Origin of the sequence: Mucilaginibacter aquariorum (assembly GCF_024498135.1) — a bacterium.
Lineage (GTDB): Bacteria > Bacteroidota > Bacteroidia > Sphingobacteriales > Sphingobacteriaceae > Mucilaginibacter > Mucilaginibacter aquariorum.
Genome location: NZ_JANHOH010000001.1, coordinates 79,859 through 99,308, shown reverse-complemented (window position 1 = coordinate 99,308; position 19,450 = coordinate 79,859). Strand labels below are relative to the sequence as shown.

The window sequence follows — 19,450 nt, the reverse complement described above, 5'->3', positions numbered from 1 at the left end:
TCATAGGAGTATTATTTTACCCTGCCTTTGTTTACATCGGCACTAAGGGAGGTATTGCTTTGAATCTCGTTTTGCGGATAAGGGAATACCGTATAATCCACAGCATTCGAATAGGTGTTGGCATCCCGAAGCAGCGGCACAACCTTTTCTTTAAATTTCAACAAAGGCGTTGCGCCGTTAGATGCACTTCTACCCCAGCGTATCAGGTCTTCGCGCCTGCGGCCTTCCATGAAAAACTCCTTGTTGCGCTCATCAAATATGGCGTCCCTTAATGTTTCCTTCGTATAACCGGATAAGGTAAGTCCCGGCATATTGCTGCGCTCGCGAACCTGGTTGATCAGATCTATGCTGGCCTGCGTCGGGCCGTTCAACTCATTCAGGGCTTCGGCACGCATCATCAGGATATCGGCATAGCGCAAAATGGTTACATTATTAAAGCCCGCGTAGTTGTAATTATTGACGTGCGGATATTTTAAATTGTAGACATATTTGGCCAGCACTACATCCGGCGCAGATCCTCCTTCGCCGCCATACTCCACGGGCACATTCATGGTTTGGCCGTAAAGAGTTTGGTAGCTGCCGGTCAGTAAATTACGACGATCATCATTTTTATTGAATTGCGCATAAAATTCTAAATGTATCGGGAAGTTACCATACCCTCTGTTGAGGTCCCACGGGGTGGAGTTGATACCAAAGCTGTTTGAATTGATGCCATAGGCACCCGCTTCATTGGATGACTTTAAAACAAATATAAATTCATTATCCGAGCGGTTATTCGTATTGAACATGGATGCCAGGCCACCTTCTGCTTTTGTACGCAGGTCGTATCCCTTGTTCATGACAGCCGCTGCGGCATCTGCCGCCTTTTGCCATTCGCCGCGACGCATATAGAGCCTGGCCAGCAGGCTCGTTGCAGCGCCTTTGGCCGCTCTTGCCACTTCATTTGCGGGGTATGCATCAGGCAGGTTGGCCGCTGCAAATTCCAGGTCAGCGATCATGGCTGCTTCGACCTCAGCTTTTGGTGCCAGTTTAGGATTCTGATCGGCCTCGGTGAAATGAGATGATGACTTTAATATAAGCGGGACATCTCCCCACAATGATGTTGCATCATAATAAGCTAGTGCTCTTAAGAACCGGACTTCGCCAAGGTTCTGCTGCTTGATGGTATTTGTTGAACCTTTACCGGCATAATCAATATTATTGATCAGTTCTTCCGCCTCATTTGTGCGGGATATCATTTTGAAGATACTTACCCAAACGTCGTTGATGACAGAATTTGAAGCATCATAAGTAAGCTGGTCTAACTGCACGCCCTGTCTTGATGTGATGGTGGTCGTAACAACATCTACAGGATATTCATATAACCAGTACAAAAAGCCGGCATAATACCCATAACCACCATTATCTTTCAAAGCCGCATAAGCGCCAATAACAGCCTGGCTCCCGTTTTCCGGGCTTGTAAGTTTACTTGAGTCGTATACTGAAAATGTTTCGTCTTTCAAGCCCTTTTTGCAGGATGCAATAACGGTAAGGCCGATGCAGCAAACTACGGTTGATATTTTTATGATATTTTTCATTTGTTTTATTATTTGGGTTAAAAAGTAACTCGCGCTCCTAATAAGTACATTTTATTAACCGGATATGCGTTAAAATCAATACCACGGCCAGCATTTCTATTGGCCTGCTGGTTATCGATCAAATTACCCACCTCCGGGTCTAACCCGGTATACCTGGTGAACGTAAACAGGTTTTGCCCGTTTACATAGATATTCAAGCCGGCAATGCCGATTGACTTTAACATCGCGGCAGAAAAGTTATAACCAAGTGTTATATTTTTAATACGGATATAATCGGAGCTTTCAACAAACCGGGAGTTAACCCATCCGCCATGCGGCGTGCCGTAAAAGCTTTTTGCCGGTACTGTGCCTCCGGTATTCGTAGGCGACCAGGTATCGGTGATCACTTGCTGCAGCGTGTTACCCTGACCTAACGGATTAAGCATATCTTCTTTTTGTACGTTCAGCAATTTGCCACCGGCCTGTCCTTGGGTTACTATATCCAAATTAAAGTTCTTATAGGTGATATTATTGGTGAATCCGAAAAACATTTTTGGAACACCGCTACCTAAGATCTTACGGTCGTTCGCGTTAATGATACCATTCTTATCAAGATCGGCATATTTGGGATCACCCGGTTGAGAGTTTGGCTGTGTGGTCGTCAACACCGGGTCGCCCTGCTGTACGATGCCCTGGTAAACATACCCGTAGATAGCACCAATGGGCTGCCCGACGCGGATGATGAACGGAGTCTCGAAACTGGCTGCTCCATCCGGTTTAAGATTACCTACATAAATGTCAGAATTGTTGCTGCCTAATGATTTTACTTTGTTGGTATTATACGCAAAAGTGACTGTGCTGTTCCATTTAAAACTTTTTGAATTGATATTAACGGTTTGTAGGGAGAACTCAACCCCCTTATTTTCTACCTTGCCGGCATTCCCAAACAGTGTTGTAAAGCCGCTTGAGGGCGCTATGCTCCTGTCCAATAAAAGATCATTTGTTTGCTTGTTATAATAATCTGCTTCCAGTATGATGCGGTCGCCAAAAAAACCAAAGTCGATACCTATGTCGAGTGCGTTGGTTTGTTCCCACTTCAGGTCAGGGTTAGAAAGTTTGGTGATGGCTATACCGCTCACTGTAGAAACGCCGTCAAAGGTGTATTTTGTGGAGTTGTTGCCCGCAAAAGTAGCAAGGGAAATTCCTGATGATACCCGGTCATTACCGGTAAGACCATAACTCACACGTGCTTTACCCGAAGAAAAAATACCCAGATCCTTGATAAAATCTTCTTCATTAAAACGCCAGGCCAGCGCTGCTGAAGGGAAATAACCTAATTTGTTATTATCTCCAAATACAGATGATCCGTCTATACGGTAAGTACCCGTAAAAATGTATTTATTCTGATAGTCATAATCGATACGGCCAAACCAGCTGCGGCGCTTGATCTGGCTTTTACCTGAGTAAGCCGAAAACGTTTGTGCGATACCCAGATTATCAACCCCAAGATCATCGCTGCTGAAATTGGTAGCGATTGTTCCCGCTTCGTTATAAATATACTGCTGCTGGTTATAACCCAGTAACACCTTAACGTTATTGCCGCTATTACGGAAGCTGTAATTTACCGTAGGGTTAAATATCAGGTCGCTTTCCTGGATGTTGGTGATTGTACCCAGGCCTTTTGAAGCAACACCTGCCGGCACGGTAGACGGTGCAAAATAGTTGATCTTTGTTTGGTTCAGATCGGCACCCAGATCAGATTGAAACACAAGGTTTTTTACGGGTTCGTACTTTAATGAAAAATAACCATTGGTACGCAGGTTTGAATTAAACCTGTCCGTAGCTTTGATAAAGTGCAATGGGTTTTGCGCGTCAAGCTGGGCACTAAGACCGGAGTCAAAAGTTGAAGCAGGATTTGCTTTAATAACTTGCTTAACGAAACCGTTTATAGAAGACGGAGCCAACGGCAGATCATTTTGTACGCCATAATTACCAAATACCCTCGCAGTCATTTTAAATTTATCCGATACCGCGTGATCTATGTTCACCCTTGCGCCAACACGCCTGTAACGTGAATCGATCACCACGCCCTGCTGGTCTAAATAGTCGAAACTGGAGTAGACGGATGTATTATTTGTGCCACCGGAAAATGCAATAGTATGATTCTGGACCTTTCCCATGCGAAAAAGTTGTTTCTGCCAGTCAGTACCGATGAGGCCTGCTTTTAATGAATCAAGACGGGATTGCTTGTAGGGTGCAGTAGTACCTTGTGCGATATTGATGTTATTCAACCTGACAGCAAAGTCGTACGGGCCGGCAAGGTCAAACCTGTCCACTACGCGCTGATAACCCAGTGAGCTGCTGATCATCAGATTGCTTTTTTTGTTCCTCCCATTCTTTGTGCTGATGAGCACTACACCATTAGCGCCACGCGCGCCGTAGATGGCCGTGGACGCCGCATCTTTCAATATAGAGATAGAGGCGATGTCTTCGGGGTTTATAGTAAAGCTGATGCCGTTATTGGTAGGGAAGCCGTCAATTACGTATAACGGCTCGCTATCCGCATTTATCGAATTGGTTCCGCGTATCCTGATAGACAAAGATGCGCCGGGGGTACCGTTATTTTGCTGTACCTGCACGCCTGCGGCCCTTCCCTGCAGCAAGTTAGCTACCGATAAGGATGCTTTATTTAAATCTTCCGCATTAAGCGTAACCGCCGAACCGGCAAATGTGCTTTTGTTCTTGCTGCCATAGCCTACTACCATAACGTCGTTAAGGGCTTTGATATCGGTTACCAGTTCAATATTAATAGTGGTTTTGCCCGCAACCTGAACTTCCTGCATGACAAAACCCATCATCCGGAAAGTCAGCGTGGCATTTTCTTCTACAGATAGCTGGTATTTTCCGTTTATATCTGTAGCAGTGCCGTTGGATGTACCTTTTTCCTGTACATAAACACCAGGCATCACCTCGCCATTCTGTGCTTTTACCACGCCGGATACTAAAATTTTCCGGGCTGCATTGCCCGTTTTGAGGGCTGCTGCAGCTGCAAAAGATGTAATACAGGCTGTAATAAGCATAATGCTCAAAAACAGCTTGCAGAGGAAGTTGAGTTGTTTCGTAAAAATTTGCATTTATAATCAATTAAAAGTTTAGATAATTAGTTATTTAAGAGCGTCAATGCCTGTAATCAGCCACTCTTCATCAAGTTGGATTGTTTATGCATATTATTTAGGGGTATTTAATTTACATCATTCGGCTCGTGAAAAGGCGTGATTTTCACCCAATCCACATACATATAATCGGTGTCAAAATTTGCCTTGCCTATCCAGTTAGGGAACCATATACCGATGGTGAAATTCATCGCATGAGTAGGCACATGTTCAAAGGCAGTATGCATTAATTTGTTATCATAATAGTATTCTACTCTCGGCTTCTGCCCGTTACCGCCGGTGTGCAGCTCAAAGCGGTACAAATGATATTGGCCGTCCGTCTGGTTGCCAAAGTACGCATCGGTCGTTTTATATTGTGTCTCACCTACCCCGGTCCAGTTGGTCATCAGTCCCCATTTCAGACTGGAGCTGTCAGGTTTATTGGGCGATTGGTTATGACCGGGAAATTCAAAATCAATCTCGTGGTTGTAATTATCGTTTTCATAATAAAACGTCCAGAAGGCAGACAGGGCACCGACCTGCGGGCAGATCTTTGCCCTTACCTCGTATGAACCGGACGCATATTTCTTTACAGTGCGCATCGCACCGCCAACTTTAATGTTCTGGCCATGGCCCTGAACGTACCCTTTATACAAGTCGCCATGAGCTCTGATGATTAGATTGCCTTTACGCGCATATACGTTGGCTGGAACTACACCCCCATGCGTGCCCTTTTTGGGATTTTCCCCCCACTTTGAATCATGTTTATACCATATGGCACTATCTATATAAGATGATTTAAAATCGTCGTAAAACACCTGGCTGAACGCCGGTACCGATAATCCGAGGCTGATAACTGAGGTAAAGATTATTTTTCTAAAATTCATGTGCCGTAATTGGTTTTATTGATTGCCTAAAAGTACAAGCAACAACTAAACGGCATCATTCCGATAGTCCGAATTTTCGGTACTATAGTCCTGTGTTAATATATTTTTAACAAATTCTTAAAAAATTGCCCCTATTTTTAATGAAGTATCCTGGCTGATGAAGTTCCTGGTTTTTGAGATTAACATAGTATTAACAGGGATCATCATTATCGTCAATATTTGTATTAAAAGAATTCTATTCCATGGCTTACCGACCGCTCGTATTATCCTTAATGTTTGTAATGTGTGCCCTTGCCGGGCTTGCCCAGAAGCAGGACCTGAAGTCAGAACAGATCGGTATAAACGAGGGTTTATCACAAAGTACCGTCCGCTGCATTTTCCAGGATAAGAAAGGTTTTATGTGGTTTGGTACCAAAGACGGGTTAAACCGTTATGACGGATACAAATTTGTCGTATTTAAGAAAATACAGCAAAACCCTAACAGCCTTAGCTCAAATGATATTAAAGCTATTACGGATGACAGGAACGGAAACCTATGGATAGCTACCTGGGAAGGTGGCGTAAATTTTTATGACCCGCGGCTCGACCGCTTCAGACATTATCAACAAAATGCCACATCAAACAGTATAGCCAGCAATTTTATAGAAGCGATCTGCCGTGACAGTAATGGTCATATCTGGATAGGAACGGCAGATAATGGCCTGGATGTTTTGGACCCTGTGACCAATAGATTCAGACACTATAAAAGCCAGCCGGACAAAACAGGCAGTCTTACCGGAAACAGTGTTTCGGCGGTTTTTGAAGACAGCCGGCGCAACATTTGGGTAGGCACAACCAGCGGCCTTAACTTACTGAACCGGAAAACCGGTACTTTCAAGCGTTATACACATGATAATAACCAACCGTCCTCAATCTCAGATAATAACATCAAATTTATTTACGAAGACGAATCGCATTTTATATGGATAGGTACCTATGGCGGCGGATTAAACCGCCTGGAACCATCTACCGGTAAATTCAGAATCTATACACATGAGAACAGCGCGCTGAGCACTAATTTCCTGCTTGCCATGGGGCAGGATATCCGTCACAGACTTTGGGTGGGCACAGAGAACGGTGGTGTAAATATTTTCGACCCGTCTAAAGATAAATTTATTCAATACACCCATACCGATAATAATTTAACCAGCATCAGCAGCAACACCATTAATGCTATCGTTAAAGACACAAAAGGGAATATCTGGCTGGGTACGTTAAACGGGGGCATTAATCTCATTAAACGCGATGCAGATAACTTTACGCATTATAAACACGAGGCCAATAAGAACAGCCTGAGCAACAATATCGTCAATTGCTTTTATGAAGACAGTAAGCAAAACCTCTGGATCGGGACTGATGGCGGGGGACTCGATCTTTTCGACCGGAAAAAGGGATACTTCTACAATTTGAGACATATAACGGGAGGTTTATCCAGCGATTATGTACTCTCTGTTACAGAAGACAGCCGTGGATTAATATGGGCAGGAACATGGGGCGGCGGGATCAGCGTTTACAATCCCCAAACCAAAGGTTTTAAATATTACCGTCATAATCCAAAATTACCCGGAAGCCTCAACAGCGATTACGCTTTTTACATTTTCAAAGATAAAGAGAAGCGTATTTGGGTGGGTAATTATGGCGGGGGACTTGATCTGTATGATGAGAGAACGGATAGCTTTAAGCATTACATCCATGATAATGATGATCCGCACAGCATTGGCAATAACAATATATTATCGATCAACGAAGACCATAACGGCAATATACTGGTTTGCACCGATGGTGCAGGCCTTTCTGTCTTAAATACCCAAACCAATCGTTTTACTAACTACAAAAACAACGGGACGCCAAATAGCTTAAGCAATAACAGCGTCTCGAGTGTATACGAGGATGGAGCATATAATCTGTGGATTGGTACCAATGACGGCCTTAATAAACTTGACCGGCGTACGGCCAGGTTTACCAAATATTACAGCACAAATGGTTTACCCAGCAATCTGGTCAGGAGTATCACCGGTGACCGGGGGAATAACCTGTGGATAGCCACTACCGGCGGCTTAAGCCGGTTAAGCCTCATTAGCGGCAAATTCACAAATTACACCATTGCCGACGGGTTACAGTCGAACGAGTTCAAATCAGCAAAATGGTTTAGCCGGGCAGGCCAGGTATATCTCGGCGGCGTAAATGGGTTTAATGAATTTTACCCGGATCATATTACCAGTATTCCTTTCAACCCGCCACTGCTTTTTACAGGCTTCCAGATATTTAATAAAGAAGTACTTGTTGCCGGAAATGATGAGGGCGACTCGCCGTTAAAAAACAGCATAGTTTATAATGACCATATTACGCTTAGTCACAAACAGTCTGTCATCACGGTAGATTTCGCCTCCCTTAACTATGTTAACAAGGAAAAAAAACGGTACACCTACATTTTGGAAGGATTCGACCGGCAGTGGCAGGACCTGGGTTTAAAAAACAGCGTAACCTATACGAATCTGGATCCGGGCACCTATTATCTGAAGGTACGGGGACTAAATAATGAGGGCGTATTTTCGAAAAATATATCTACATTAACGATTACGGTTACCCCTCCATTCTGGAAAACCTGGTGGTTTTACCTATGTGCAGTTGCCAGCACCGCAGCGCTTATCGTATTTATATTTTACAGGCGGGTGGCCTCTATCCGTTTGCGTAACAAAATACTGGCGGCCGAGGTCGAAAAAAGAACGCTTGAACTCAAGCAGCAAAACGTAAAGCTTGAACAGTTCAACCGGGAAGTGCTCACCAAAGCTGACCAGATCATGGATCAGCAAAAACAAATTGTTTATCAAAATCACGAACTAGAGAAAACGATAAATGAACTGGAAATATCCAACAAGACGAAAGACCGTTTTTTTTCTATCCTTGCGCACGACCTTAGAAATCCAATTGCGGCCATATCCGGCATATCCGAGAATCTGAAAAAGCAATTGCCGCGCCTTACCCAAACTGCGGTCGCTAAATATATTTCAGATATCAGCAGCAGTTCGAACTCGGTGTTAAATCTTTTGATAAACCTGCTGGAGTGGGCTAAAACGCAAAATCAAAACCTGAGGTGTTTCCCTGCGGATCTGAGCTTGTTTGACCTTGTTGTAAAAAACGAGCAGCTGCTGGATCAGCAAATGCGAAACAAAAACATCAGGTTATGCACCAACGTAGATACCGGCCTGGCTATTTATGCCGATAAGGATATGATAGATACGGTTATACGTAACATCCTGGGTAATTGTATAAAGTTTACGCCGGCATACGGACAGATCTGGATAGAAGCCGAAGAACTGGAGAAAGAGGTGAAGATCATTTTTCATGATACAGGTATTGGCATGTCCGAGGAGCAATTGGAAAACATCTTTAACATCGACAGGCAGGTGCTTTCTTTAGGATCAGCAGGAGAAAAAGGCACGGGATTAGGATTAATGATAACCAAGGAATTTGTGGAAGCCAATGATGGCTCTATAACCATCAGCAGCTTACCGAACGAGGGATCGACTTTTATCATCAGGTTGCCGAAAGGTATTTCTGCATTATCCACACGAACCTATTTAAAGGAATCAGAGGCCGAAAGCTATTTTAAAGATGTATTCGCGGAACAGAAGGTTGAAAAGATCAAGGGCAAGCGCATTTTGTTTGTTGACGACAATATAGAGATCCGGTCCTACTTAAGGCTGATACTGGAACCCTCTTTTGAGATCATGGAGGCGGAGGATGGTGAAGAAGGGATTAATGTAGCTATACGTATGCAGCCGGATATTATTATTTCTGATATGATCATGCCTGTAATGAGCGGGCTGGAACTATGTAACGTCATTAAAAGCAATCCGCTGACCAGCCATATCCCCGTTATCCTGCTTACCAGTCAAACCAATCATGACAGCCAGCTATCGGGTTACGAGGCCGGGGCAGATGCGTACCTCATGAAACCTGTCAGCCAGCCCATCTTATTCCAGGTGATCTATAATCTGATCATGACCCAGGTCCGGATGAGATCAAAATATGCCAGTTCTGAGGAGATCTATCCGGATACACTGACCTATAACAAAGTTGATAAAGAGTTTTTAGATAAGGTTGTTGCTTTTGTGGAAGCCAATATTGCCGATAACACGCTAGACAGCCGTAAAATAGGCGATATAACGGCTATGAGCCGTACCGTCCTTTATGCTAAATTTAAAATGTTAACCGGGCAGGGTGTACATGATTTCATACGCAGCATAAGAGTAAAAAAAGGCCTGCAACTATTAATGGAAGGAAAATATAATATCAACCAGGTAGCTTATGAGGTCGGGTTTAACTCCCCCTCCTATTTTTCCAAATCGTTTATCAAGCAGTTTGGAATTGCACCAAAGGAATATCTGAGTAAAATTCAGAAACAGGAAAGCAGGCCTAAATAAAAAACCCGGATTGCAATCGCAATACCGGGCCTCAATCTAACTAATCAAATATATTTATAGGGGGATAAACTTAAATTCGTGAATGATTATTTCAACGGTGTTGTTACTGGCCGGAGCATGCCCCATAAACAGCCACAAATTCATGTGAACAGGCATGCTTAAGGTGCTGATAGAATTTGGGGGAGATGCGCAGGTGGTTGTGTAAGCCAGGTTGGTATCGTCATCATAAAAGCCGTTAAGGGTTTTAAACACTACGGATGATGCTGTACGCTTAAACCGGTTGGTGGTGTAAGTACCGCCCATTGTAAAGGTTGTAGCCTGTGTAAAGTACGCAGGTCCGTCAGACTGTTTAGGGTAAACGGTATAGTTTGCCCAGGGATTGGTAGCCACTCCCCATTTAGCGTATTCTATATCCATTTCGTCGCGCGCGTTGGCACCGGAATAGTTGAACAGACCGAGAACAATGTTTTTGTCCAGACTGTTGACCGGGCCCTCGACCTTCCATTGATAAGTGCCGTATCCAAAACTTTGCAAACTGGTTACTTCCGCGCATTCCCAAACACCGGTAGTCGCATTTTTAGTAAGTTTTAAGTGCAAACGCCCGTTGGCATCTACAAACGCATTAGCAGTTTTCCAGATGTTTGGCCCCGGACCGGCCAGCTCCGTTCCCAGGTCTTTAATGTTCCAGGTGTAGCCGCTAAAGGAAAGCGTAGAATTCGTGGCCTTTTTGGGAGTGATGCCCGCAGCAGTTGTTGCAGGATCTGCGGGCTTGCCAGCCTCCTTACTGCAAGACGCCAATGCACAAACAATTAATAAATAGTACGATAACTTTTTCATAAAACGTTTGGTTTTTAATGGTATAACGATATTAGATTAATTCTCAGGAATGTTTTGCCTTGAAGTGGTTAACCAAAAGTAGAATGGTGCTGCAATTAAAAATTTCCAATAGTCCGTAATTTCGGTCTCAGCGTCCTGAATGATGCGATGCGTTAAACAATATGTCTTTCGGGGGTTATATTTGTAGGAGAACCAAATATTTCTTGCATGATCACGACACAACAGCAGCCCGTATTTTCAACAGAGTCATCCTTACTTCAGCAGACAGGGATGGTGGTATGGTTAATGGGATTATCCGGTGCCGGCAAAAGTACCATTGCCGGATTGCTGAAACAAAAACTTGAGGTGGATGGCATTTTTTCTGTGCTGCTTGACGGGGACACGCTGCGCGGGGGAATCAATAAAAACCTTGGCTTTAGCGATAGCGACCGGATGGAAAATGTTCGCCGTGCAGCCGAAATTGCCAATATGCTTGCGGAAAATAACGTGGTAGCTATTTGCTCTTTAATAACGCCCCTGCACGAACACCAGCAAGTAGTCCGGGAGACCATCAGAATGCCGTATTTCGAAGTGTTTGTAGATTGCCCTATAACGGTTTGTGAACGACGAGATGTAAAGGGACTGTACAAAAAAGCGAGGCAAAATGAGATAAAACACTTCACAGGTATTTCGGCGCCTTTTAAAACTCCTTTGCACGCCGACTTAAGGTTATACACAGCAGATCAGGAACCTGCCCAAAGCACACAATTCCTATATGAGCAAATCATACGCGCAATAAAGCCCTACTAACGCTATCTAACTTTTACCAGGAACGGGCCGTTAAGTAAAGACGTCTTGTTATACATGAACGGCTGACCATCAGGAGTTGTCATAACCGCACCGGCGCCCTCTGCGATGGCCTGCCCGGATGCGGTGTCCCATTCCATAGTTGGACCGTGGCGGTAATAAATTTGGGCGAGCCCTTCTGCTATCAAGCAAAATTTAAGCGAACTGCCGACAGATACTGTCTGCGCTACAGGATACATTTTTTGTACCGCAATTTCCTCATCGGCAGCATGCGAACGGCTACCGACCGCGGTCCAGCTATCAGCTTTGTTATTAATTTTAAGCTGCTTTTTCTGACCGCCTGCAGCTAACTTCCAACTGCCATACTCTTTGCCGCCGTAAAACAACTCGCCTGTTACCGGCACATAAATTACGCCGAATACAGGTTTATCTTTCCGGATCAGCGCAATGTTAACCGTAAACTCGCCATTGCGTTTTATAAATTCCTTGGTGCCGTCTAAAGGATCAACGCACCAATAATATTGGTATTCTTTACGAATTTCATAAAGGATATCTTTCTCTTCTTCCGATATGACAGGAATGGCGGGAGTCAACTCTTTTAAGTTTGTAATTATAACCTCATTCGACGCCTGGTCTGCGAGCGTTAGCGGAGAATTATCACCTTTGACAATTACATTAATCGAGTCTTCGGCATATACCTTTAGTATAGCCATTCCAGCATGTTTAGCGATTTCCAATAGCCTGTTTAAAGAAAAACCCGTAAGATCAGGGAACGTAATTAATTCGGTCAATTTCATCAACAGCAAATATATAAGTGTTAAGTAGATTTGGGAGGTAGCAGCGTTATATATTATTGGCTGATTCTCAATTTGTATATTTCAACTGCTAACCCATGGTTAATAAAACAAAACTGCAGTATGCCGATTCCTCCTATCCACTTCAGTAATATAATCAGCCTCACTCATTCGTCCTGGTTAATTATAATAAACAATCAATGATTACGTTGCTTCTCTTTCTCAGGTACCGTTTTTCGCTTTCGTGCTTCGTTTGCGTACAATTCGCTGTCTTTGTCAAAATCGTTACAAACTTATGTTTTAACAATCAAATTAAGCATCTGGTGTAATTGGCATTTCCAAAAAATTTCAAAATGTTACTTGGTATGGAGAGTGATCGGCTCCTCCCCCCGTTATAAATCATCCGGCTCAGGGGTATCTTGTTCCCGTTGATCTCTTCCCGGTATTGGTTTTCCTTTCTGCATGGTCATATGCATAGCTCATATTCACCGTCACCGATGACTACGCGGAACCGCTGTAGTTCTTTCGACTACTTGTCAGCAGCTCATCAGTAAAACTGTACGCCCGGACGAAGTCCATGATCTCCGTTTTCTACCGCCGGTGGTATATTTTCCGTAGAATTTAGCAGGAGTGTTTAAGCAGTACCTGAAACCCGGTGTTAGTTATCGACACAGCTAAAACAGCAAGAAACGGGTTTGGTGAACGGGCCGGAATGAAGACTTTTGCCGATATTCACACACAGTCTTTCCTATGCTTATTAAGACCCTTATTCTATTCAGTTTTATCAGCCCCAGGCCGGTTTCCGACCTCAGCAGGTTTATCGCCAGCCGGTCGAACGTCGTCTACGAACGGACCAGCGATCAGCTTAGAGCGGATGTGCGCTTTAACCAGGGCACTTCCTGTCCGGCTATCATTCTTCTGATCTATTCCCCGAACGGCAAACTGATCTCCACTTCTGCATTTAACAGATCCGAATTTATCAACCTTCTGAACCAACATAAGATACATGCGATGAATGGTCATATTTCATGCGTCATGGTAAGCAACATAGTTTACGTTTATGACGATAAAAAGAAACCATCAGATAAACACTTGTATAAAAGACAGATCATAACGGCCGGTTATAAGCTCCCATCAAAATAATTCCTGAACAGGCCCGGGTTTCAGCAAAGCAATTTAGCCGCAGGTAGTTTTGATCTGACTGAAAATCAGGCAAGCCCTCAGGCCAAACCGCTTGTTGCGGTCAAAGAGGCAAGTGGCGGTTTGGCGAAATGTGGCCGAAAAAGGGTTCCTTGGAGAAGAAAGCCATCAGAAAAGACCAAAAAATTACAGCGAATTCAAGCTATGGTTTATCTTTATTATTCAATTTTCCTTTTTGTTATAATTTAATTTAAACATCCGGTTTTCAGAGCAAATCCGCTATATAAGTGTAACTTAGATAGAAAAGTGATGAACGACAAATGGTGTATAAAGAATTTCGTCCGCATGGTATTTTAAAGAATTACATACAGTGTTATTTTGTGTGTGAATCTGATGTCGCCATTTTCACAGAAGACAAAGTGTTTGCGAGCGGCTATATAGAAATGATGTTCAATTTGGGACAGGATGGCTTTCAGGAAATCAGGGACGGCCATCAAATTAAACAGCCTGGGATACAATTATGGGGACAAACAATTCAGCCTTTCACTTTCAGTACATCCGGCTGCCATGCAATGTTTGGTGTCAGGTTTTTTCCTCATACCGCCGCTTTATTTTTCAATGAACGGATAGAAGAATTTAACGACCAGATAATAGATTTTGAGCAAATCGGGGGTAAGGAAACAGTTGTTCTACATGCAAAGCTAATAGAAGCGAGGTCCCTGGACCGGCGCATTGAGTTAGTTGAGGAATTTTTACTGTTCAAACTTTCCTTTTCGGAAAGGAAAATCGCTAAATTAAAGCTGGTAGATAGTATAATGAAAGAATTAGCGAAAGATGATTTTTTTGAAAAGATCAACACCGTTGCCTCGCGGTATGGCGTTTCATCACGTTATCTTCAAAAGATATTTTTAAATTATTCAGGCCTCAGTCCTAACCTTTTCAGCAAGATAGGCCGATTTCAGAAAAGCCTTCATATGGTTATTGAAAAGAATACCCCTCTTACTACAGTTGCTTACGAGTGCGGATATTTCGATCAATCGCACTTTATAAAAGATTTTAAGTTCTTCACTGGTTCGATACCTTCCCGTTTTTCTCCCGAAAGCTCTACTGATCTTTTCGCCGCCCTTCAAAATTGAAGTGTTCCGATTTTTACAATTTACGTTCAGCGCATCAGGATAGCTTTGAATAATTATGCAATTAAATAAATAATCAAAGTTCCATGAAAACAAAACACATTTTAGCAGCAGTGGTATTTTTAACTTACTTCATTTTCTGCAATTATTGCGCCGCCCAAACCTCCAGTAACCCAGCCACTGTTTCGGCCAGGAGATCTATCGAAAAAAGCAACAAGCTATATTTTGAGCTTTTTGCGAAGGCCGATAAGGCTATAGTGAATTTATACACGGACGATGCAGCTTTGTTTGCGCCGAACATGTCTCCAATAGCCGGGAAAAAGGCTCTCGTAAAAGATTTCGACGATACCTTCAAGGCAGGGAAAGTAAAGGGGGTCAAATTCCAAACCATACAGGTTTATGGGAATGGCCCTGAATTTATAACCGAAGAAGGAAACTGGCAGGTATTTAACGAAAGCGGCGAGCCGTTTGATGCCGGCAAGTATTTAAAATTATGGAAACAGACAAAAGACGGATGGAAAATTTTCAGGGATTCATTCAATAGTAATCATAAATAGCGATAGTCTAAGTCAATCAATAATAATGCCCGGCTAGTTCAGGCATTGGCAACATAGGTCGCTTTTAGGATCAAGTTGTGCGAAGTGTGTGGCGCGGCCAGCAAATATAGCCGCACCAGCAAACTTGTTATAATTGATTTTCTTTTGACACAGAACCGGTTTTTCCGCCATTGATATTAATTAGGGTGAGAAATATCGTCAAATATATCATCTGAGCAATTGCATCTAATGAATCAGTAAACGGGTCAGCGTTATGCAGGTGAGTTATAATAGCCCCGCACATAATTATCATTAAACCGATAGCTGCCAATTTCCCCGACCTGAACCACCCATGCAGGAGTAGCCCGCAGGAGCAACTAATTTCAAAAAACATTATTATATAATGCAATTTCGGTGACATGCCGGAAGCCCTAAAGAATGCTTCCATTTCGGTAGCGTGTCGCAACTTACCGATCTCAAAAAAGAAAAAATTTCCTGAAATAAGAACAGACATCCCCCAAATGGTATAATACCTGAAGGATTTGGTTAACATTCCCAATGTTTCACTTATGGTATTCTTGCTGTAAAAGGATCTAAGCACAAATCCCAACGATATGTGTATCGAAGCATAACTGATTTTTAATGCAAAGTCAAAGAAACCGCCTCCTTTCAGCATCCACCCAGCCATGATCAACTTTATCAATGTTGTTGCTATTACTATGCTATTGAAAGTAAAAGCCATCATTTGGGGTGTAATTAAATTAGATCTTCGGAACCCCAACAGATATCCCACGATCACGAAACCCATCATAAATATTAAATCCATAGCTCTTTATGTTTTAAAACGTTCGTCAAAATGAATTAAAATGTTCCGGTAGTATCAGTTATGCTGCCAAGCTTAATATTCAGAATGATTAGTGTTGCCTGGCAACGGGTAGGTTGGTTGAACGCTCGATTACCTCTCCCTCTATGCTTTCCGTCAAATAAAAGGTATTTCATATTGTTGTAGTTGGTTTATAATTGATTTGGTAAAAATTAAATAATATTCAGCTGCCTGTAGGCAAATGTAAATATTAAACCCAAATGGCTTTGTATTAATAAATAAATAAACCAAATGGTTTCAATATCAATATCATCGTTAAACCGCTATTTTGCGGCATACCAACACAGTGAATTGAATTTAATTAGTGAAAATCAAACAAATATTTTGAAATTAACAACCTTTTGGTTTATATTTGATAAATTATATTTCCAAATGGTTTAATTTAAATATACATGTTATGAACACTTCTTTTCTTTATCCAACATTCTTGATTCTTCATTTAGCCGCGCTCGCGGTGATGGCAGGATCAACATTAATCAATTATCTGGGATACCGAACGTTATGGCGGCTGGTGCCGGACAACTCTGTTAAAGCTGAAGGTGTACTGCTCTTCCTGACGAAATTTGGCCGTGTAATAGGAATCGGGGCAGCCACATTAATTGTTTCCGGAATAGTGATGATGGCGCTGACTAAAGGAGTTTATGGCGAACAACTTTGGTTCCGGATCAAATTTGCGATAGTGGTTTTACTTGTCGGGAATGCTATTGTCTTTCGCCGCCGCATCGCTCTGAAACTACAGCGTTTGGTCGAAAAAGATGCTTCCGCGTTAACGGGCAATTTGTCTGAATTTAAAACTCCTACCCGGAATTTCCACCTGCTACAGCTTCTTTTGTTTTTAACTATCATTTTTTTGAGTGTATTTAAATTCAATTAAATCTAACGATCCAAAAAGGCATGATGATGAACGCAATAACAGGTCGGTATATAAGGCTTTTTCGCACGCCGATCGTCATTCACTGCTATTACTGTATGTTAATACTGACCATGTTGCTGAAAAGGCCTGATCAATTCTGAAAAGATTGATCAAAACAGGAATTGAAATTATGGAACAAATTGAGAAAAGCGTACGCCAGCGGATTGTTGTGTTGGGGGCAAATGGCGGAATTGGAAGGCAGGTCGTTCTTCAGGCGCTGGCTGCAGGTCATCAAGTGACTGCGATTTTAAGAAGTCCTGAAAAATTGGCTATTGCCGACCAGCATTTAGAGATCGTTAAGGGCGATGTTATGAACCCGGGTAGTTTAACAGAACATTTCATGCAAAAGGATACGCTGATTTCTGCCATAGGTAGAAATTCGTTTAAAAGGACAACACTTTATTCCCAGGGTAGCAAAAACGTAATTTATGCTATGCAAGAAAGCGGCTTGAAACGCGCATTTTTCATTTCCGCATCTGGGATTGAGGTTAATCCTACACATTCACTGCTGATAAGGCTTGCAACAAGATTTATTTTGCAGGCAATGTTACGTAACATGTATGCAGATCAAGTGGTTATGGAAAGTCTTATCAAAAGCTCCTTCATTGACTGGACAATCATCAGGCCGCCCAAGTTGCTTAACAAACCAAAAACCGGAAACTACAGAGTTTCCTTAAACACATTTTTAGATAACGGTATTTCTATTTCACGCGCAGATGTCGCACACTTTATTGTCAGTAACCTAATTAACAAGGCAATTGTGAGAAAGACCGTAGAGATTGCTTATTAGCAGGCTTAATTTGATATTTGTGCATGTGTTTAAATTTGGAGAAACGGGCTGGACTGCCTCATGTCTGTTTGCGGATTCTAAATTGTTTGATCCTGCTGTCATCTAACTATTGGCGGTTTAAACTAGAAAGTATAAACCGTATCAAGTTATGTGAATGACCGCTATGCAAAAGTTTTTTATATTTGCAAATATTAAAAATGAATAGAACTGTAGAGCTTGTCAATTTATGGGCAGCCTTCGAGAAGCAATATCCGAATGGCACCATAGAAGATTTCCACAGACGTAGCCTGGCTGTGATTGAGGAACAGGAAAATCCCGTACCACCGCCTGGAAAACTTGTCCCTGACTTGAACGGGCGTTTCATAATTTTGATTTGCCGTATCGCGAAGTTTCACTTCTCTTACACCAACAAAGCATTTGAAGGGTCAGGTCTCGAGCAGATTGAAGAGTTCGGTTTACTTGCGACGATCTATAACCAGGGCAGTCCGATTAAATCAGAGACCATTTTTAATAATATCATGGAGCTGTCCAGTGGAGCAAACATGCTCATCAGGATGAAGAAAAGAGGACTTGTAACTGAGTTTCGCGACAAAGCTGACAAAAGAGTTATACGGCTTAAGGTAACGCCTAAAGGAGAGGAAATACTCTATAAAGCTAAAGAGCATGTACTAAAAGTTGCCCGCATGATACTGATCGACCTTAACGATGAGGATAAGCGCTTATGTATGCAACTGCTTGCACCGGTTGATCGTCGTTTTACTGATGTATTTCAAAAACAAAGAAATAAACCATTCGACGAAATTTTTCTTGAAAATACCGCGAACAAATAATATCTGACCCTACTTTTAACTGGAGATTCCGCTCAAACTGAGCACCTGATTCCGATTTAAACTGACCACCCGTTTCGGGTTCAAATTGACCAGGGTATTCCGGATCAAACTGACCACCTCTTTTTTGTAGTTATGCTTTAGATACTGGCTGTCCTGTTTATATGCCAAATACAGTTGCCGGATGAACGGGAGCCTCATTATGTATGCGAAGTCGCTTTGGAATGCCTCTATTAAAGCGTCGACCATCAACAGGGGGACACATTGGTAACTTCCCAGGTATTCAAGCTTCGAAAAAAATAAAGATGTTATAGCTTGAACGGCGCCAGGCTAAATGAAAATCGGTATATAATTATCTTGGCTAAAATGGCCGTAAACGCACTTTGTGAAGTTGACAAACTCTATGATATTGCCAGTATAGAGGCGAAAAGATATCTAGTAGGTATTTTGTTCCCTGAAAAAATGACCTATGTAGAGGGGCATGTCGAACCGGAAAACTCAACCGGGCGGTGGAGTTAATATATCTGGAAAACAGAGAGTTGCGGGCAAAAAAAATGGGGCAAAATCTCGTTTAAAGACTTTGCCCCATAAAGGGTAAATGATGGGGCTCGAACCCACGACCCTCGGTACCACAAACCGATGCTCTAACCAACTGAGCTACATCTACCGTATTGGAGGTTGCAAAAATAGAAATCTAAACCCAATTTACAAAGCATTTTTTAAAATTACACTATGCTTACCTGTTTCACA

Annotated in this window: 14 protein-coding genes and 1 tRNA gene; 8 read left to right on the top strand and 7 right to left on the bottom strand. The window is 42.6% G+C overall.

Annotated elements, in window-relative coordinates:
• Positions 1–11 precede the first annotated feature (11 nt).
• From NPE20_RS00400 to NPE20_RS00390, 3 genes are all read right to left on the bottom strand, one after another.
• Positions 12–1,577 (bottom strand): RagB/SusD family nutrient uptake outer membrane protein, encoded by a 1,566-nt coding sequence (locus tag NPE20_RS00400; RefSeq protein ID WP_256536608.1) that lies wholly within the window; start codon positions 1,575–1,577, stop codon positions 12–14.
• A gap of 17 nt (positions 1,578–1,594) precedes the next feature.
• The gene (locus NPE20_RS00395; RefSeq protein ID WP_256536607.1) at positions 1,595–4,690 is read right to left on the bottom strand and encodes a SusC/RagA family TonB-linked outer membrane protein; all 3,096 of its coding nucleotides are present in this window, start codon (positions 4,688–4,690) and stop codon (positions 1,595–1,597) included.
• Positions 4,691–4,797: 107 nt separating this feature from the next.
• A complete protein-coding gene (locus tag NPE20_RS00390) occupies positions 4,798–5,595 on the bottom strand; it encodes a glycoside hydrolase family 16 protein (RefSeq protein ID WP_256536606.1) in 798 nt (265 codons plus the stop codon).
• Positions 5,596–5,837: 242 nt separating this feature from the next.
• Between NPE20_RS00390 and NPE20_RS00385 the strand changes: the two genes are divergently transcribed.
• Positions 5,838–10,061: a hybrid sensor histidine kinase/response regulator transcription factor gene (locus NPE20_RS00385; protein WP_256536605.1), complete on the top strand. Its 4,224-nt coding sequence runs from the start codon at positions 5,838–5,840 to the stop codon at positions 10,059–10,061.
• A gap of 54 nt (positions 10,062–10,115) precedes the next feature.
• Here NPE20_RS00385 and NPE20_RS00380 read toward each other — a convergent pair whose 3' ends face one another.
• Positions 10,116–10,898 carry a glycoside hydrolase family 16 protein gene (locus tag NPE20_RS00380; protein ID WP_256536604.1) on the bottom strand — a complete coding sequence of 261 codons (783 nt, stop codon included), beginning with the start codon at positions 10,896–10,898 and terminating at the stop codon, positions 10,116–10,118.
• Positions 10,899–11,105: 207 nt separating this feature from the next.
• On the opposite strand from NPE20_RS00380, the gene cysC reads away from it, so the two are divergent.
• On the top strand, positions 11,106–11,687 hold the full coding sequence (cysC, locus tag NPE20_RS00375) for an adenylyl-sulfate kinase (protein ID WP_256536603.1): 582 nt from the start codon (positions 11,106–11,108) through the stop codon (positions 11,685–11,687).
• 2 nt (positions 11,688–11,689) lie between these two features.
• Here the strand turns inward: cysC and cysQ are convergent, their stop codons facing one another.
• A complete protein-coding gene (gene cysQ / locus NPE20_RS00370; protein ID WP_256536602.1) occupies positions 11,690–12,481 on the bottom strand; it encodes a 3'(2'),5'-bisphosphate nucleotidase CysQ in 792 nt (263 codons plus the stop codon).
• 747 nt (positions 12,482–13,228) lie between these two features.
• Here cysQ and NPE20_RS00365 point away from each other — a divergent pair.
• From NPE20_RS00365 to NPE20_RS00355, 3 genes are all read left to right on the top strand, one after another.
• Positions 13,229–13,621, top strand: a complete 393-nt coding sequence (locus tag NPE20_RS00365; RefSeq protein WP_256536601.1) for a hypothetical protein — start codon at positions 13,229–13,231, stop codon at positions 13,619–13,621.
• Positions 13,622–13,938: 317 nt separating this feature from the next.
• Positions 13,939–14,754: a DUF6597 domain-containing transcriptional factor gene (locus tag NPE20_RS00360; RefSeq protein ID WP_354003215.1), complete on the top strand. Its 816-nt coding sequence runs from the start codon at positions 13,939–13,941 to the stop codon at positions 14,752–14,754.
• A gap of 83 nt (positions 14,755–14,837) precedes the next feature.
• Positions 14,838–15,308, top strand: coding sequence for a YybH family protein (locus NPE20_RS00355; RefSeq protein WP_256536599.1), 471 nt, complete (start codon positions 14,838–14,840; stop codon positions 15,306–15,308).
• Between the two features lie 127 nt (positions 15,309–15,435).
• On the opposite strand, the gene NPE20_RS00350 is transcribed toward NPE20_RS00355, so the two are convergent.
• Complete coding sequence (locus NPE20_RS00350) at positions 15,436–16,113, bottom strand: DoxX family protein (protein ID WP_256536598.1); 678 nt, start codon at positions 16,111–16,113, stop codon at positions 15,436–15,438.
• A gap of 454 nt (positions 16,114–16,567) precedes the next feature.
• Between NPE20_RS00350 and NPE20_RS00345 the strand changes: the two genes are divergently transcribed.
• From NPE20_RS00345 to NPE20_RS00335, 3 genes are all read left to right on the top strand, one after another.
• Positions 16,568–17,044 carry a hypothetical protein gene (locus NPE20_RS00345; RefSeq protein ID WP_256536597.1) on the top strand — a complete coding sequence of 159 codons (477 nt, stop codon included), beginning with the start codon at positions 16,568–16,570 and terminating at the stop codon, positions 17,042–17,044.
• Between the two features lie 169 nt (positions 17,045–17,213).
• Entirely contained in the window at positions 17,214–17,873 is a 660-nt protein-coding gene (locus NPE20_RS00340; RefSeq protein ID WP_256536596.1) for an NAD(P)-dependent oxidoreductase, read from the top strand.
• A gap of 197 nt (positions 17,874–18,070) precedes the next feature.
• Positions 18,071–18,703, top strand: coding sequence for a MarR family winged helix-turn-helix transcriptional regulator (locus tag NPE20_RS00335; RefSeq protein WP_256536595.1), 633 nt, complete (start codon positions 18,071–18,073; stop codon positions 18,701–18,703).
• A gap of 590 nt (positions 18,704–19,293) precedes the next feature.
• Here NPE20_RS00335 and NPE20_RS00330 read toward each other — a convergent pair.
• Positions 19,294–19,367, bottom strand: a tRNA-His gene (locus NPE20_RS00330).
• Between the last annotated feature and the right edge of the window lie 83 nt (positions 19,368–19,450).